The organism is Allobosea sp. BH3, assembly GCF_025499465.1.
GTDB lineage: Bacteria > Pseudomonadota > Alphaproteobacteria > Rhizobiales > Beijerinckiaceae > Allobosea.
On the sequence record NZ_JAIMCA010000003.1, the window covers coordinates 99,650 to 115,303 of the forward strand.

Consider the following 15,654-nt stretch of genomic DNA (forward strand, 5'->3'; position numbering starts at 1 on the left):
CCCATGGATCGGCTGGGTCTGCTATTTGCGGAGGGGTATTCGAGCGGCCCGGACATTCCCGCCTTCGCTCCCGGGAGCCCGAATGTCGGCCGTGGCAGGACGCGGTGTGGCAGCTTACTTGCGGAGGAGCACCGCCACTCCGTTCCATCCTTCGCCCGGCGGTTCGACCCTGAATGCCGATATCCGCGCCTCGTAGAGATCCATGACAGTTGCGAAGCGGTCCGCGCCTTCGAGCGACCTTGCGCGCTGGATGGCTTCGAGAGCCCTGTGCCAATCCCTGGCGCGATAGCTCGCGAGGATGTCGACCATGAGCTGGCGAAGTTGTTGGAAGTTCTCGGAACGGGCCATGTCCGCCCGCCCTGCAACGGCATAGACGACCTCGGGCTCCGTTCTGCCTTTCACGGCAATGAAGTCGACCTCGACAATCGCGAACTTGTCCTTGGCTGCCAGCGCCGTAGCGGAGGCGTTGAGGATCGGAAATCCGTAGGCTTTTGACTGTCCCTCGAGACGCGAGGCGAGGTTGACCGTGTCTCCCAGGACTGAATAGTCGAAACGCAGATCGGAACCCATGTTTCCGACGACGCAGGTTCCCGTGTTGAGGCCGACGCCAACATTCAAAGGCAGGAACGCCTTGCCGCTCTCCTTCGCCTCGCGCTCGCGCTCTCGATTGAGCGCCTCGATGCAGTCCAGCATGTCGAGCGCGGCTTCGCAGGCGTTGATCTGGTGAACGGCATCATCAAGCGGCGCGTTCCAGAACGCCAGGATGGCGTCGCCCATGTATTTGTCGATCGTGCCTTTCCGCTCCAGGATCGCATTGCTGAGCGGGGCGGGGAGTGTCGGCGTCAGCCAGATGACTGCGATGCCGAGAAGCAGTGCGACCGCCAGCTCGATGACGACGGCGTAATTCGGCTCGACCAGCACGTCGCCCGCGATCACGCTCTCCAGAATCTGGGCCTGCATAGGCATCAGTGACGACGCACTTGCGGCGGACATGCGCTAGCATCCTCCCAGGAAGATGCCGGGAGCCTATCGCATTGAACAGCCGTCAGATCGAAGTCTTTGGCGCCGTCATGAAAGCGGGAACGGTTTCGCGCGCCGCCGAGATTCTCGGGGTCACCCAGCCTGGTGTGAGCCGGTTGATCGCGGAGCTCGAGAAGTCTCTGGGCTTTGCCCTGTTCGACCGCGTGCGCAATCGCATCGTGCCGACGCCGGAGGGGCGAACCTTCTTCGCAGAGGTCGAGGCGAATTTCCGCGGCATGGACCGGCTGCGCGCGAGTGCGGCCCGTATCCGCGACTACGGAGCCGGCCAGTTGCGGGTTGCGACGCTGTCGGCGCTGAGCTCGTCGATCGTCCCGAACGCCGTGCTGCGCTTCCACACCCTGCGCCCCGACGCGACCGTCACCCTGATGGTCCTGCCCTCCCGCGACGTGCGGGACGGTGTCGCGTCCGGCATCTACGATGTTGGCCTCGCTGCCGATGAGATCGATGTGACGGGAGTCGTGCACCAGGTCTTCGTCCAGCCTCGCGCGCTCTGCGCCATGCCGCTCGGACACCCCTTGGCCGAACGCGAAACCATCGGCCCGCACGATCTCTCGGGTGTCGATTTCGTCGCCTATGTTCCGGAAGATCGGGCCCGGCAGCGTTTCGACATGATCATGTCGGAAGCAGGAGCTGCCCCCCCTCGCGTCGTTGTCGAAACGATCTATGCCGCGACGGTCTGCTCCCTGGTGGCGCAGGGCGTCGGGGTCGGGCTGGTCAGCCCCTATGCCATCGCCGGCCATGACCAGACCCAGATCGTGCTGCGTCCATTCGAGCCACCGGTGCAGAGCCGGAGCTTCCTCATCCTGCCGCCGGATCGTCCGAAGTCGCAGCTGGTCCGCGACTTCATCGATTGCCTGATGGAAGCACGCTGAGACCATAACAATCCGGCATCGAGCTATGCCTTGGCTCGAATTGCGTGACTGCCCTCCGCGGCTATCCTCCTTGGAAACGCGCCAGAGACGCGATTTCGAGGGGTCAGATGAATTCCACCATGCAGCGGGCCGCAGGGCCTGCGAGCGATGACTCCCGTCCCGCGGCGCTGAAGCCGACTTCGCTAAACACGGCGACGGCGGTGGAGATGATCGGCGTCAACAAGTGGTATGGCGAGTTTCACGTGCTGCGCGACATCAACCTGAAGGTGTCCCGCGGCGAGAAGCTGGTCATCTGCGGCCCGTCGGGCTCGGGCAAGTCGACGATGATCCGCTGCATCAACCGTCTGGAAGAGCACCAGAAGGGCCAGATCATCGTCGACGGGACGGAGCTGACCAACGATCTCAAGAAGATCGACGAGATCCGGCGTGACGTCGGCATGGTGTTCCAGCACTTCAACCTGTTCCCGCATCTGACGATCCTGGAGAACCTGACGCTGGCGCCGATCTGGGTCAGGAAGATGCCCAAGAAGGACGCCGAGGAGATCGCGATGCACTATCTCAAGCGCGTCAAGATCCCCGAGCAGGCGCTGAAATATCCGGGCCAGCTCTCGGGCGGCCAGCAGCAGCGCGTGGCGATCGCCCGCTCGCTGTGCATGAGCCCCAAGATCATGCTGTTCGACGAGCCGACCTCGGCGCTCGACCCGGAGATGGTCAAGGAGGTGCTCGACACCATGGTCTCTCTGGCCGACGAGGGCATGACCATGCTCTGCGTCACCCACGAGATGGGCTTCGCCCGCCAGGTCGCCGACCGCGTCATCTTCATGGACGCCGGCCAGATCGTCGAAATGAACACCCCCGACGCGTTCTTCAAGAACCCCCAGCACGAGCGCACCAAGCTCTTCCTCAGCCAGATCCTGCACTGAGCAGACTCAAGCCTTTCGGACCGGAGACCCACCACATGACCGTCATCTCGCGCCGCCGCCTTCCTCTCCTTCTCGCCGGTGCGGTTGCGGCACTCTCGGTCTTCGGCGGCTTGCACTCATCGAAGGCGCAGGCCCAGACCTCCGAATGGGCCGGAAAGAAGCTCGTCGTCGGCATCCACAACCGCACGCCCTGGGCCTATCGCGACAAGGACAGCAACGTCGTCGGCATCCATTCGGACGTGATCAGGGCCGTCTTCGCCCCGCTCGGCGTCAAGGATTTCGAGTTCGTCGTCTCCGACTTCGGCGCAATGATCCCGGGTCTGCTGGCCGGGCGCTTCGATATCATCGCATCCGGCGTCGCCATCACGCCGCCGCGCTGCGAGCAGGTGCTGTTCAGCGAGCCGGACGTGGCTGTTGGCGACAGCCTGCTGGTCAAGAAGGGCAACCCGCTCAAGCTGCATTCCTACGAGGATATCGCGAAGAACCCGAAGGTGCGCCTCGCCGGCGGCCGCGGCTCGGAGAACACCAAGAACGCCATCGCGGCCGGCGTGCCGGAATCGCAGATCGCGCTGTTCCCGAACAACGAGGCGGCGGTCAGCGCGATCCTCGCGGACAGGGCGGACGTCACCACCTTGTCGGTTCCCAGCGCGATCGGCGTGATCGACGAGCAGAAGGTCGAGGGCATCGAGCGCGCCGTGCCGTTCAAGGGCCTGATCAAGCCGAACGGCCAGCCCGCGAAGCTCTATACCGGCACGGTCTTCCCCAAGAGCAGCGCCAAGCTGCGCGACGCCTATAATGCCGAGCTCGCCAAACTGCGCGCCAGCGGCGGCCTGAAGCCCATCATGGAGAAGTACAACTTCACCGCCGATGAGGATGCAGGCTCCGTGACCACCGAGCAGATCTGCGCCGGCAACGGCTGAGCGCGGCGGCCGGCATCATGAGCTTTCTCGAAGTCCTCTCGGGCATCTTCCAGGGGTTGGGCGTCACGCTGACGGTGACGGCGCTCGGCATGCTCTATGCCGTGCCCTTCGCCTTCGCCGCCGGCATCGCCCAGCACAGCTGGCGTGGCCTTGCCTATGGGGCGATCACCGCCATCATCGAGTTCTGGCGCTCGACCTCGGTCGTCATCCTGCTCTACGGCTTCTACTACACGCTGCCGTCGTTCGGACTGCGGATGTCGGGCATCACCGTGGGCTCGATGGTGCTCGGCCTGCATATCGGCGCCTATGGCAGCCAGGCGGTGCGCGGCGCCCTCCAGGCGCTGGACAAGGGCCAGAGCGAGGCTGGGCGATCGCTCGGTCTGCGCGGCTGGCAGATCCTGATGCTGATCGAGCTGCCGCAGGCTCTGCTCGCGATGGTGCCGACCTTCATCAACCAGTTCATCCAGCTGGTGAAGGGCACGGCGCTGGTATCGCTGGTGACGCTGACCGACATGACCTTCCGCGCCAAGGAGATATCTCAGCTCTTCTACGATCCGCCGAAGGTCTATTTCGCGCTGCTCGTCGCCTATTTCATCCTCTGCTACCCCGCGACGGTCATCGGTCGCTGGGTCGAGCGCAAGGTCGGCGCCGGACGGAAGCTCGACCATGCTGTTTGACCCAAGCTTCGCCCTCTCGATCGTGCCGAAGATCGCCGGTGCTCTCTGGACCTCGATCCTGGTCGCGCTTCTCAGCTGCGTCGGGGCGTCTCTGCTCGGTTTCGGGTTGGAGGTCGCGCGCCGCAGTAACCGGGTGATGCGCTATGCGATGCGCTTCCTGATCGACTTCATCCGCTCGACGCCGCTGCTCGTGCAGCTCTATTTCTTCTACTTCGTCCTGCCATCCTACGGCATCAAGCTGCCGGCGCTGGCCATCGGCGTCATTGCGATCAGCATCTATTACAGCGGCTATCTGGCCGAGGTGTTCAAGGCCGGCATCGACGGCGTGAAGCCCGGCCAGTTCGAGGCGGCGCGCGCGCTGGGCCTGAAGCGGCTGCAGACCGTCGTTCTGGTGATCGCGCCGCAGATGCTGCGCAACATCGCCGCGCCGATGGGCAACTACTTTATCGGCATCTTCAAATCGACGCCCTACCTCGCCGCCATCGCCGTCTACGAAGCCTTCGGCGCGGCGCTCGATATCGCGTCGGACACCTTCCGCTACACCGAGCCGATGGTCGTTGTGGGCGCGATCTTCCTCGCCATCGCCCTCCTGCTCGCCTGGTTCGTCAGGCGGCTCGAAGAGCATCTGCTGCTTTCGGCGAAACGCTGACTGCTGACTTACGGACCGATCATGGACAACACGCTTCTCCCCCGGCTGACCGAATGGCGCCGCCATCTCCACGCCCATCCCGAGCTCTCCGAGAAGGAGACGAAGACCTCGGCCTTCCTGCAGGACCGGCTGCGCGAGTTGGGTATTCCCTTCGAGGCTGGCATTGGCGGCACCGGCATCGTCGCGACATTGTCGCGGCCGGGCTCGAACCGCTCGGTCGGCCTGCGTGGCGATATCGACGCCTTGCCGATCGCCGAACGCAATGATGCGGCCCATGCCTCGCAGACGCCGGGCGTGATGCATGCATGTGGCCATGACGGGCATGCGGTTGCCCTGCTCGGCGCGGCAGCAATGCTCGCCGCCGACCCGGACTGGAAAGGCACGATCCAGTTCATCTTCCAGCCGGCCGAGGAGAACGGCGCCGGCGCCAAGGCGATGATCGCCGATGGGCTGTTCGAGCGCTTTCCGATGGAGCGCATCTTCGCCTTCCACAACTGGCCGGGGCTCGAAGCCGGAACCGTCGCGGTCCATGACGGGCCGGTGATGGCGGCCGGCGGGCGCTGGCAGGTGACGCTGCACGGGCTTGCCGGCCACGCCGCGATCCCGCACCAGACGCGCGATCCGATCCTGGCGGCTGCGCATCTGATCATGGGGCTGCACACCATCATCTCGCGCAATGTCGACCCTTGCGATGCCGTGGTGCTGTCGATCGGCCAGATCCAGGGCGGCGTGGTCAGCAACCAGATTCCCGAAAGCGTCACGCTGATCGGCACGCTGCGCACCTATCGGCAGGAGGTGCGCGAAGCGGTCATCAAACGCATGGAAAGCCTGATCGCCGGCACTTGCGAAGCCTATGGCATGCGCGCGGATGTCGAGATTCTTTCGACGGGCCGGGCCATCATCAACACATCGGCCGAAGTGAAGCTCGCGATCGAAGCCGGCAAAGCGATCGGCGCCAAGGTTCGCACCGATTTGCGCCCCAGCACCACCGGAGATGACTTCTCCTTCCTGATCAGGGACAGGCTCGGCGCCTATGTCTGGATCGGTAACGGCCCAGCGGGCGTGGATGGCGAGCTTCACAATGCCCGCTACGACTTCAACGACGCGATCCTGCCCGTCGCGATCGACTGGATGCATGCGCTCGCCAAGCAGGTCCTGAAGACGGCGGCGCCAAGCCATAACGCCATGGCATCGCCCGATGCCGCAGGGCGGATTGTCGCGAATTTTCAAAGCTTTGACTATCTGCCCGACAAGGGAAAATAACCATGCATGACCTGACACTCTGCGTTCATCACCCGGCCGTCAACGAGGAGGGCTATGCCTCGCTCGCCGTGCCGACGCACCGCGCCTCGACGATCGTCTACCCAGACGGCGCGAGCTTCATGGCCCGCAAATATCGCGGCTTCGACGGCTATACCTACGGGCTGCACGGCACCCCGACGACGCGCACCCTGGAAGCGCAGCTGACGGCTCTGCACGATGGCGTGCGCACCGTTCTCGTGCCGTCCGGACAGGCTGCCGTGACGATCGTGATGCTCTCGGTGCTGATGCCGCGCGACAAGGTGCTGATCCCCGACCATGCCTACCCGCCGGTCCGAAGCTTCTGCGCCGAGTATCTGGCGCCGCGCGGTATTGCTTATGGCGTGTACGATCCGATGATCGGGGCCGGCATCGCCGATCTCATCGACGAGACGGTCAAGCTGGTCTGGGTCGAGTCGCCCGGTTCCAATACGATGGAGGTGCAGGACGTGCCCGCCATCGTCGCGGCAGCGAAGGCGAAGGGCGCGCTCGTCGGCTGCGACAACACCTGGGCGACGCCTCTGATCTTCAAGCCGCTGGAGCACGGCGCGGATTTCGCCTGCGAGGCGCTGACCAAATATGTCGGCGGCCATTCCGACCTGCTGCTCGGCTCGATCACCGTCAAGGACATGGCCTTGCGCCAGAAGATGAAGGAGATCCTGCGCGGCTTCGGCATTGGCGTCTCGCCGGACGAATGCCAGCTCGCGCTGCGCGGCATCGAGACCATGGGCGTGCGCGTCGCCCATATGGGCAAGGTATCCGAGGACTTCGCCCGCCGGCTCGTGGGTCACCCGATGGTCGAGAGCGTGCTGCATCCCGCGCTACCGTCCTGCCCGGGCCACGAGATCTGGAAGCGTGACATGGGCCGTTCCTCCGGGCTGTTCAGCCTCGTGCTGAAGCCCGTCGATGACGAGGCCATGAGCGCGGCCCTGAGCGCGCTGCGTGTCTTCGCGATCGGCGCCTCCTGGGGCGGTACGCGCAGCCTCGTCGCGCCTCAGGCTGTCGGGCAGGACCGGAGCGCGACGGCCTGGACCGCCAAAGGACCGCTGCTGCGCATCAGCATCGGTCTCGAGGAACCGGAGGAGCTCTGGGCTGATCTGAGCCGGCTGCTTTCGGTGCTCGGACAGCCCTCGGCGAACAAGGCGGCCTGACCGGAAGCAGCTCCGACCTCGATTTGGCGATTTACGAGGCCTGCCGGCTCCGCTCCAAGCTTTGAGCTAGCCGGCGCTTTCAAGCCGCCGCGGGGCTGCGGCCGCTGTCGGCAGTGGCGAAGCGCTCGATCCGGAAGTCGTGGAGCGGGATGTCAGTCATGCCCGTGGCGATCAGTTCGGCCATCGTGTCGCCGACGCCGGGGCCGAGCTGGAAGCCGTGCCCGCTGAAGCCGAAGGCATGGAACAGCCCCGGCGTGGTGCCGGACGGGCCCATGACAGGCAGCATGTCGGCGAGATAGCCCTCGCAGCCCGACCATGTGCGGATGACCGAGACCTTCTCCAGGGCCGGCAAGAGCTGCCGCAGGGCGCGGAGCTGGGCCGGCAGCCTTGCCGGGTCGGCCTTGGCGTGGCCAGGATCGAGCGCGACGTCTACCCGCTCGGCGGCGCCGCCGAAGACGATGTTGCCGCGTTCGACCTGGCGGAAATAGGCGTCGGTTCCGTGCCGCCGCGTCCAGATGCCGACGACCGGCAGGATGCGATGGGGCAGGGGCTCGGTGACTCCCATCTGCGGCCCGCGCGGGGTGAGGGGTACCGGCTCGCCGAATTGCGCGGCGATCCGCATCCCCCAGGCGCCGGCGGTGTTGAGCAGTTTACCGGCCTCGAACACGCCCTTGGACGTGGTGACGCGGAAACCGGATTCGGTCCTGTCGATGCTGCTGATCTCGCATTCCTCAACGATCTCCGCGCCCAGCCGCCTCGCAGCGTCGGCGAAGGCCGGCGCGATCAAGCGCGGATTGCCGGAGCCGTCATGCGGAGAAAAGGAGGCCGCGATCGCTCCGGGGCCGAGGCCTGGAAAGCGCGCCCGGACCTCGTTGGCGCCGAGTTCCTCCAGTTCGAGCCCCCAGGGGCGCGCGGCCTCGGCATAGGCGCGCATGTCTGCCAGCGCATCCTCCTCGAAGATCAGGCGGAGGTGGCCGGTCGAGCGGAACTCTACGTCGCGGCCGAGCAGGCGCTCCGCATCGCCCCATAGGGCGCGGGAACGGTGCGCCAGCGGCAATTGCGTGAGGTGGCGCCCGGTCCGGCGGATATTGCCGAAGGAGGCGACGGTGGCGCCCGTCCCGACGCGGTTGCGCTCGATCAGCGTGACCTTCAGGCCGCGCCGCCTCAGGAAGAAGGTTGCGGCGGTCCCCATCAGGCCGCCGCCGAGCACGATCACATCCATGTCCAGCCTCTTGCCACCGTGGTGGCAACTTTCCACGCGACCGAACCTGACGCGGGCGCGCGGAGCCGTCAAAGACGCGATGGCCCGCAGGCCATAAGCCCAGCCTATGGTCCTGCCCTGCATGTCTCTTGGACCGGCCCGCCGCTTCCGTGCCAGCTTCCAGGCACCAGAAAGAGGAGCGGATATGGACGGTGAGACTGTGCCGAGTGCGGACTGGAAGGTCGGCGTCGATATCGGCGGCACCTTCATCGATTTCTGCGCGCTCGAGACGCGCTCGGGCCAGGTCGCGTCGCTGAAGGTCTTGACGACGCCAGACGATCCGGGCGCGGAGCTGATGACCGGCCTCTCGCTGCTGGCCGAGCGCGAAGGCCTCGATCCGCGAGCCGTCACCCGCTTCGTCCACGGCACGACGGTCGGCGTCAACACCATCATCCAGCGCAAGGGGGCGCCGCTGGCGCTCTTCACCAATGCGGGCTTCGAGGATGTGATCGAGCTCGCCCGCCTGCGCATGCCCGAGACCTATTCGCTGTTCTGCTGCCGCCCGGAGCAGCTCATCACCCGCGACCGGGTGTTCGGCATTCCGGCCCGGATGCGCTCGGACGGTCGCGAGACCGTCAAGCCCGATCTCGATGTCGTCGCGACCGCTGTCGCTTTGGCCAAGGCGCGCGGAGCCGTCGGCATCGTCATCGCCTTCCTGCATGCCTGGCGCGACGGCGCGCAGGAGGAGGCGGTGAAGGCGGAGATCGCCCGGCTTGCCCCTGACCTTTTCGTCTTCACCTCGGCCGAGGTCTGGCCGGTGATCCGGGAATACGAGCGGACGACGACGGCGATCCTCAATGCCTATGTGCATCCGCGCATCGCCGGCTATCTGACGGCGCTGGAGCAGCGGCTGGCGGATCGCGGCGTGCCTGCCCGCGCTCTTCTGACCAAGTCGAACGGTGGCGTGATGAACGCCGCCGAGGGCAAGCGCGCCTGCGTCTCGATGCTGCTGTCCGGCACGGCCTCGGGCGTGATCGGCGCGACCTGGTTCGCCCGGCAGGCCGGCGAGAAGCGCGTGCTGACGCTCGATATCGGCGGCACATCCGCCGATTTCGCCCTGATCATCGACGGCGAGCCCCAATACGGCACCGGCGAGATGATCGGCGAGTTCCCCCTTTATATCCCATCTGTCTCGGTCAGCTCGATCGGCATCGGCGGCGGCTCGATCGCGACGGTCGACGGGCAGGGTGTGTTGCGGGTGGGGCCGGAATCGGCCGGCTCGACGCCCGGGCCGGCCTGTTATGGACGCGGCGGCGAGCAGGCGACCGTCACCGACGCCATGGTGGTCTGCGGCTGGCTCGGCCATAGCGAGATGGCCTATGGCCAGCTGAAGATGGATGCCGGGCTTGCCCGCGCGGCCGTCTCGCGTCTGGCCGAGAAGCTCGGCCGGCCGCTCGACGACACGGCGCAGGCGATCCTCGACATCGCCGTCTCCGAGATGTTCGTCGAGGTCGAGAAGCTGTCGTCGCGGGCCGGCGTCGATCTCAAGGATTTCACGTTGATGCCGTTCGGTGGCGGTGGCCCGATGCTCGGAGCCTTCCTCGCCCGCGAACTCGGCATGACCCGCTTGCTGGCGCCGCGCCGGCCGGGCGTCGTCTCCGCGCTGGGCGGCCTCGTCGCCGATCTGCGCGGCGATTTCGTCCGCACGCTTTTCGCCGAACTCTCCCCCATGGTGCTGCCGCAGCTGAAGACGGCCTCGGCCGCCATGGTCCAGGAGGGGCGCAGCTGGCTTGCGGCCCAAGGACATGCCGGGCCGGCCGATCTCAGGTTCTCGGCGGATATGCGCTATGTCGGCCAGAGCTACGAGATCGAGGTGCCTTTGCAACCGGCCTGGCTGGAATCCGGCGATCCGGCCGCAATCGCCAGCGAATTCCATCGGACGCATCAGCGGATCTATGATTTCGACGATGCGGACGGCCGGGTCGAGATCGTCAATCTGCGCCTCTCCGCCATTGGTGCCGGGCCGGTTCTCTCCTTCCCGGAAATCGGCGAGATCGACGCGGTCGCGAGGCCGGAATGCGCGCTCGATATCCATACCGGAGGGGTGCGAAGAGCCGTCGGCCTCTACCGCCGGGCCGATCTGCCGCCCGGCAGCCATTTCGTCGGCCCGGCCGTCGTTGCCCAGGAGGACACCACGGTCGCCATCCCCGCCGGGGCGACGGCGCGGGTCGATGGCCATCTCAACCTTCACCTGACTTTCGCGGAGTGACACCGATGTTCGACCGGATGAAACTTCAGGTGCTCGCAAACCATGCACGCGCCGCCGCCGAGAACATGGCGCATACGCTGCACCGCACGGCCCATTCCGCCTTCGTCAAGGAGACGGAGGATTTCACGGTGATGCTGATCAGCCGCAGCGGTGACACCTTCGCCGTGCCCATGGAGCTGGGCGCGACTTGGTATCCCGGCCTGTCCTGGGCGCCGGCGCTCTCCATGGTCGAGGACTACAAGCCGGGCGACGTCGCCTTCACCAACGACCCGTATTCCTGTTTCGTCGCCACCCACGCGCCCGACACCCATCTCTGGAAGCCGGTCTTCCACGAGGGCGAGATCGTAGCCTGGACCGGCGGTCATATTCACAACACAGACATGGGCGGCGCGGTGCCGGCCTCGCTCTCGCGGGCCCTGACCGAGATCCATCAGGAAGGCATCCGCTTCCCACCGATGAAGCTCGTCAACGAAGGCGTCTTCGACGAGCAGATCCTCAGGATCATGACGACGAATGTGCGCAAGCCGGACCTCAATATCGGCGACATCAAGGCGCTGGTAGGCGCGCTCAACACCGGCGAGCGCAAGGTGCTGGCCATGATCGAGAAGTTCGGCCGGGAGGCGTTCCTCGGCGGTGTCGAGGCGCTGCTCGACCATGCCGAGGCGCAGGCACGCGAGGTCCTGCGCGGCATGCCGGACGGAACCTGGGAATTCGCCGATTATGCTGACGAGGATTCCGTCGAGGCCAATCCCTGCCGCCTGAAGCTCAAGCTGACGATCCGCGGTGATGAGGCGGTGCTGGACTTCACCGGCTCCGATCCGCAGCTTGCTTCCTCGCTCAACGTGCCGAGCGGCGGCAATCCGCGGCATACGATCCTGCTGGTCGGGGTCTATTACGTCCTCTACACGCTGAACCCGAAGATCCTGCTCAATACCGGGCTGACGCGCCCCTTCACCTGCATCGCGCCGGAGGGAACGGTTCTGAACCCGGTCTTCCCGGCGGCGGTCGGCATGCGCTCGCTGACCTGCGCGCGGCTGCGCTCGGTGATCTTCGGGGCGTTCTCGCAGGCTGTGCCTGAGCGGCTGCCCGCGGCGCCTGCCGGCAACAACTGCATCGTCAACGTGATGACAACGGACGAGCGCACGAGCCGGACCGTCATCGCCGCCGTCAACCCGGTCGTGGGCGGCGGCGGCGGCATGCCGCATCGCGACGGCACCAATGGTTCGGGGGCGGACGCAGCCTATCTCAAGAACACGCCGATCGAGATCACCGAGACCGAGACACCGGTGGAGTTCGTCAAATACGGGCTGGCCAAGGACAGCGGCGGCGCCGGGCGCTGGCGCGGTGGGCTCGCCACCGAAATGGCATTCCGCGTCTTCGCGCCGGACAGCCGCATCACCGCCCGCAACCGTGACCGCAGCTTCTTCCGGCCCTGGGGCGTGCTGGGCGGCAGGGCCGCAGGGCTCTCCGACATGGTGGTCAATCCGGGGCAGGCGGAGGAGCGGCGGCTCGGCAATATCGATACCGCCGTCCTCCAGCCCGGAGACGTGCTGGAGATCCGCTCGGCCGGCGGCGGCGGCCGCGGACACCCCTTCGACCGGGAGGCGTGGCGCGTCGCGGAGGATGTCGTGCGTGGCTATGTTTCGCCTGAAGCGGCGGAGCGGGATTACGGCGTCGTCATGCAGGGCGAAGTGCTGGACGAGGAAGCGACGAAGGCGCGGCGCGCCGATCGCTCGCCGGTATCCGGCCATTTCCATTTCGGCCCCGAGCGCGAGGGCTATGAAGCCCAATGGACGCGGGATGCCTATGACAGGCTGACGGCCCTGCTCGCCGGCCTGCCGATCCACTGGCGCTTCTTCGCCAAGACGGAGATCTTCCGCCGCATGAAGGGCAGGGCCGGCGCGCGTGGTGTCGACGAGGCTTTTGCAGCGGCAAAGGCGCGGTTTCCGGAGATGCCGGAGCCGAGGCTGGTCCATGCCGAGGCGGCCGAATGAGTAAAGCCGGGAGCGAAGGGGCTGGCCGGCTGGTCCGATTGGCCGAGATCGATCGTGTTCCGCTGCGCTTCTTCCTCGATGGTAGCGAACGCCGGGCACTGACCGGAGACACCGTGCTCAGCGCGGTGCTCTCGGTCGCGCCAGCCCTGCGCCGCTCGGAATTCGGCCCGGAGGCTCGTGCCGGCTTCTGCCTGATGGGCGCCTGCCAGGATTGCTGGATCTGGCAGGAGGATGGACCGCGGCTGCGAGCCTGTTCGACGCCGCTGGCGGAGGACATGCGGTTGTTGTCCGACGCTCCGGGAGAATGGCCATGAGCCAGGGGGCAGCGCCGCGAGTCGTTATCGTCGGGGCCGGGCCCGCGGGCATCCGGGCAGCCGAGACACTGGTTGCCGGCGGCCTGACCCCCATCGTCATCGACGAGGGCGAGCGCGCGGGCGGCCAGATCTATCGCCGGCCACCGCAGGGTTTTACGCGTCCGCCCGAGGCCCTCTATGGCTCGGAAGCTCCGAAGGCCGTCGCGCTGCACCAGACCTTCGATGCCATGGCGGCGGCAGGCCGCCTCGTTCATCATCCCCGCAGCTCCGTCGTCGCCATCGTGGACGGGCGGTTGCAGGTGCTCGATGGTGCTGGGTCGCGCTGGATCTCCTATGACAGGCTGATCCTCGCGACCGGAGCGATGGATCGCGTCATGCCCGTGCCGGGCTGGGAGAGTGCCGGCGTCTACGGGCTCGGCGCAATGCAGATCGCATTGAAGGCGCAAGGGGCCGCGCTCGGACGGCGCATCGTGCTGGCCGGCTCCGGCCCACTTCTCACCCTGCTTGCGGTGCAATTGCTGAAGGCCGGAGGGCAGGTCGAGGCGGTGCTCGATACCACGCCCATGCGCCAGCAGTGGCGCGGCTTTTCGGGTCTAGCGGCGCGGCCGCTCTTCGCCTTGCGTGGGCTGATGATGCGCCAGCGTCTCGCTAGGCTCTACCAGGCCGGTGTCACGCTGGATCGCATCGAGACGGATAAGCGGGGCCCGGTTGCCGTGCTCTGGCGCGACGCCGACGGGAAGCAGCAGCGTACGGCCTGCGATGCGGTCGGCCTCGGCTGGCACCTGCGGGCGGAGACACGCCTCGCGGATTTGGCCGGATGCGACTTCGCCTATGACGAGACCTGGCGGCAATGGCTGCCGCAGGCCGACGCCATGGGGCGGGCGGGACGCGGCGTCTATCTCGCCGGGGACGGGCTCAGGATACTCGGGGCCGACGGCGCAGAGGTCGCGGGTCGGCTTGCCGCTGCGGCCTGTCTGCGGGACCTCGGCTTGCCGGCCCCTGACATTGCGGCGGAGAGACGCCGCCTTGTCCATCTCGGCCGCTTCGCGCGCGGCGTCGCTGCGGCCTTTCCCTGGCCGGCTGAGACTGCGGCCAAATTGCCGGATGAGACGGTCGTCTGCCGCTGCGAAGGCGTGACGGCCGGCGAACTGCGCCGGACCGTCGATTTCGGAGGCGGTGAGGTCAACCGCGTCAAATCGCTCGGGCGTGCCGGGATGGGGCGCTGCCAGGGGCGCTATTGCGAACTCGCCGCAGCGGAGATCGTCGCCGGCTGCGCGGGTTATCACAGTGCAGGGGAAGCGGGGCGGCTGCGTGGGCAGGCGCCGGTGAGGCCGGCACCGATCTCCGCCCTGATTCAGGATGCGGCTGCAGGGGGATAGGGCGGCGTGTTCAGGGACCAGGCGAGCGATTGAGGGCCCGGCAGGCTGCGCGCAGACAATCGCGCATCAATTCATGGCTGGGCGAGAGCGGCCGGTCGTTGCTGGTCAGGATCGCGATCGGCACTTCGATCCGGGGCTCGAACGGCCGGGTGACGACGCCGTTGAACTGCTCCCAGGGCAGGAGATTGTCGACGATGGCGATGCCGAGACCGTCCCGCACATAGGGCAGGGCCGTGATCGACAGGTCGATCTCGATCGCGGGTGCATAGGAGAAGTCCTCGGCTTCCGCCGAGGCGGCCAGCAAGCGCCCCGGCAAGGTGTCGGCGCGATAGGAGATCAGGGTCTCGTCGCTGATATCGGCGAAGCGGACGCAGTCGAGCTTCGCCAGCCGATGCTCGGCCGAGACGACGCAGACCAGCGAGGCCCGCCCCACCGTCTCGGCATGGATGCCGGCATGCGGGAGGTTGTTCATGGCGATGCCGAGTGAGACCTCGCCATTGCGCAGCATCTCGACGATGGATGTTTGCGAGCCGATGAGCGAGCGCACCACGATCTCGGGATGGGCTTCCCGGAAGGCTGTCAGGGCGCGCGGCACGATCGACATCGAAGGCGGAGCGGAGGCAGCGAGCCGCACGAGGCCGGTGCGCCCATGTCGCATGTCGACCGTCCGGCGCCGGAGCGCATCAAGTTCGCCGAAGATGTGTTCGGCCTGGGAATAGAGTTCCTCCGCCTCCTGTGTCGGCACCAGCCGGCCGCGCACGCGGTTGAACAGCTTGAAGCCGAGCTGGTCCTCGGCATGGAGCAGGATCTGGCTCAGCGCCGGCTGCGAGATGTTCAGCATCGCTGCCGCGCCGGTGACCGTGCCGCAGCGCATCAGCGTGCAGAAGACTTCGAGTTGGCGCGCCCGCATCTGTCGTCCCATCAAAGGCGATAGCGCAGACATCGCCGCCGTGGGCGCGGATGTC

General features: G+C 66.7%; 13 protein-coding genes and 1 pseudogene. 11 read left to right on the forward strand and 3 right to left on the reverse strand.

Annotation, left to right across the window (positions count from 1 at the left end; translation table 11 throughout):
* Window positions 1-114 precede the first annotated feature (114 nt).
* Window positions 115-825: pseudogene (locus tag BoBH3_RS09410) on the reverse strand (adenylate/guanylate cyclase domain-containing protein); the annotation flags it as partial.
* A 209-nt stretch (window positions 826-1,034) separates the two neighbouring features.
* On the opposite strand from BoBH3_RS09410, the gene BoBH3_RS09415 reads away from it, so the two are divergent.
* The 7 genes from BoBH3_RS09415 to BoBH3_RS09445 all read left to right on the forward strand — a co-directional run bounded on the left by BoBH3_RS09415 (window position 1,035) and on the right by BoBH3_RS09445 (window position 7,532).
* Window positions 1,035-1,913 carry a LysR substrate-binding domain-containing protein gene (locus BoBH3_RS09415; RefSeq protein ID WP_262330549.1) on the forward strand — a complete coding sequence of 293 codons (879 nt, stop codon included), beginning with the start codon at window positions 1,035-1,037 and terminating at the stop codon, window positions 1,911-1,913.
* 206 nt (window positions 1,914-2,119) lie between these two features.
* On the forward strand, window positions 2,120-2,836 hold the full coding sequence (locus tag BoBH3_RS09420) for an amino acid ABC transporter ATP-binding protein (RefSeq protein WP_262331157.1): 717 nt from the start codon (window positions 2,120-2,122) through the stop codon (window positions 2,834-2,836).
* 35 nt (window positions 2,837-2,871) lie between these two features.
* Window positions 2,872-3,756, forward strand: a complete 885-nt coding sequence (ehuB, locus tag BoBH3_RS09425; RefSeq protein ID WP_262330550.1) for an ectoine/hydroxyectoine ABC transporter substrate-binding protein EhuB — start codon at window positions 2,872-2,874, stop codon at window positions 3,754-3,756.
* A gap of 17 nt (window positions 3,757-3,773) precedes the next feature.
* On the forward strand, window positions 3,774-4,433 hold the full coding sequence (locus BoBH3_RS09430) for an amino acid ABC transporter permease (RefSeq protein WP_262330551.1): 660 nt from the start codon (window positions 3,774-3,776) through the stop codon (window positions 4,431-4,433).
* On the forward strand, window positions 4,423-5,082 hold the full coding sequence (gene ehuD / locus BoBH3_RS09435) for an ectoine/hydroxyectoine ABC transporter permease subunit EhuD (protein WP_262330552.1): 660 nt from the start codon (window positions 4,423-4,425) through the stop codon (window positions 5,080-5,082). Before BoBH3_RS09430 ends, ehuD begins: the two co-directional genes overlap by 11 nt.
* A 21-nt stretch (window positions 5,083-5,103) precedes the next feature.
* Window positions 5,104-6,345 carry an amidohydrolase gene (locus BoBH3_RS09440; protein WP_262330553.1) on the forward strand — a complete coding sequence of 414 codons (1,242 nt, stop codon included), beginning with the start codon at window positions 5,104-5,106 and terminating at the stop codon, window positions 6,343-6,345.
* A gap of 2 nt (window positions 6,346-6,347) precedes the next feature.
* A complete protein-coding gene (locus tag BoBH3_RS09445; RefSeq protein WP_262330554.1) occupies window positions 6,348-7,532 on the forward strand; it encodes a trans-sulfuration enzyme family protein in 1,185 nt (394 codons plus the stop codon).
* A 79-nt stretch (window positions 7,533-7,611) separates the two neighbouring features.
* On the opposite strand, the gene BoBH3_RS09450 is transcribed toward BoBH3_RS09445, so the two are convergent.
* On the reverse strand, window positions 7,612-8,754 hold the full coding sequence (locus BoBH3_RS09450) for an NAD(P)/FAD-dependent oxidoreductase (RefSeq protein WP_262330555.1): 1,143 nt from the start codon (window positions 8,752-8,754) through the stop codon (window positions 7,612-7,614).
* A 184-nt stretch (window positions 8,755-8,938) separates the two neighbouring features.
* Between BoBH3_RS09450 and BoBH3_RS09455 the strand changes: the two genes are divergently transcribed.
* The 4 genes from BoBH3_RS09455 to BoBH3_RS09470 are packed head-to-tail and all read left to right on the forward strand — an operon-like array spanning window position 8,939 to window position 14,689.
* Entirely contained in the window at window positions 8,939-11,002 is a 2,064-nt protein-coding gene (locus BoBH3_RS09455; RefSeq protein ID WP_262330556.1) for a hydantoinase/oxoprolinase family protein, read from the forward strand.
* Between the two features lie 5 nt (window positions 11,003-11,007).
* Window positions 11,008-12,996 (forward strand): hydantoinase B/oxoprolinase family protein, encoded by a 1,989-nt coding sequence (locus tag BoBH3_RS09460; RefSeq protein ID WP_316045094.1) that lies wholly within the window; start codon window positions 11,008-11,010, stop codon window positions 12,994-12,996.
* Window positions 12,993-13,310, forward strand: a complete 318-nt coding sequence (locus tag BoBH3_RS09465) for a (2Fe-2S)-binding protein (protein ID WP_262330557.1) — start codon at window positions 12,993-12,995, stop codon at window positions 13,308-13,310. The genes BoBH3_RS09460 and BoBH3_RS09465 overlap by 4 nt, the downstream gene beginning before the upstream one ends.
* Window positions 13,307-14,689 (forward strand): NAD(P)/FAD-dependent oxidoreductase, encoded by a 1,383-nt coding sequence (locus BoBH3_RS09470; RefSeq protein WP_262330558.1) that lies wholly within the window; start codon window positions 13,307-13,309, stop codon window positions 14,687-14,689. Before BoBH3_RS09465 ends, BoBH3_RS09470 begins: the two co-directional genes overlap by 4 nt.
* A 10-nt stretch (window positions 14,690-14,699) precedes the next feature.
* Here BoBH3_RS09470 and BoBH3_RS09475 read toward each other — a convergent pair whose 3' ends face one another.
* Entirely contained in the window at window positions 14,700-15,599 is a 900-nt protein-coding gene (locus BoBH3_RS09475; RefSeq protein WP_262330559.1) for a LysR family transcriptional regulator, read from the reverse strand.
* Window positions 15,600-15,654 lie beyond the last annotated feature (55 nt).

Coding starts and splice junctions, on each gene's coding strand:
- BoBH3_RS09420 (WP_262331157.1), top strand. CDS start 2,120: ATGATCGGCGTCAACAAGTGGTATGGCGAGTTTCACGTGCTGCGCGAC.
- ehuB (WP_262330550.1), top strand. CDS start 2,872: ATGACCGTCATCTCGCGCCGCCGCCTTCCTCTCCTTCTCGCCGGTGCG.
- BoBH3_RS09430 (WP_262330551.1), top strand. CDS start 3,774: ATGAGCTTTCTCGAAGTCCTCTCGGGCATCTTCCAGGGGTTGGGCGTC.
- ehuD (WP_262330552.1), top strand. CDS start 4,423: ATGCTGTTTGACCCAAGCTTCGCCCTCTCGATCGTGCCGAAGATCGCC.
- BoBH3_RS09440 (WP_262330553.1), top strand. CDS start 5,104: ATGGACAACACGCTTCTCCCCCGGCTGACCGAATGGCGCCGCCATCTC.
- BoBH3_RS09445 (WP_262330554.1), top strand. CDS start 6,348: ATGCATGACCTGACACTCTGCGTTCATCACCCGGCCGTCAACGAGGAG.
- BoBH3_RS09450 (WP_262330555.1), bottom strand. CDS start 8,754: ATGGATGTGATCGTGCTCGGCGGCGGCCTGATGGGGACCGCCGCAACC.
- BoBH3_RS09455 (WP_262330556.1), top strand. CDS start 8,939: ATGGACGGTGAGACTGTGCCGAGTGCGGACTGGAAGGTCGGCGTCGAT.
- BoBH3_RS09460 (WP_316045094.1), top strand. CDS start 11,008: ATGTTCGACCGGATGAAACTTCAGGTGCTCGCAAACCATGCACGCGCC.
- BoBH3_RS09465 (WP_262330557.1), top strand. CDS start 12,993: ATGAGTAAAGCCGGGAGCGAAGGGGCTGGCCGGCTGGTCCGATTGGCC.
- BoBH3_RS09470 (WP_262330558.1), top strand. CDS start 13,307: ATGAGCCAGGGGGCAGCGCCGCGAGTCGTTATCGTCGGGGCCGGGCCC.
- BoBH3_RS09475 (WP_262330559.1), bottom strand. CDS start 15,599: ATGCGGGCGCGCCAACTCGAAGTCTTCTGCACGCTGATGCGCTGCGGC.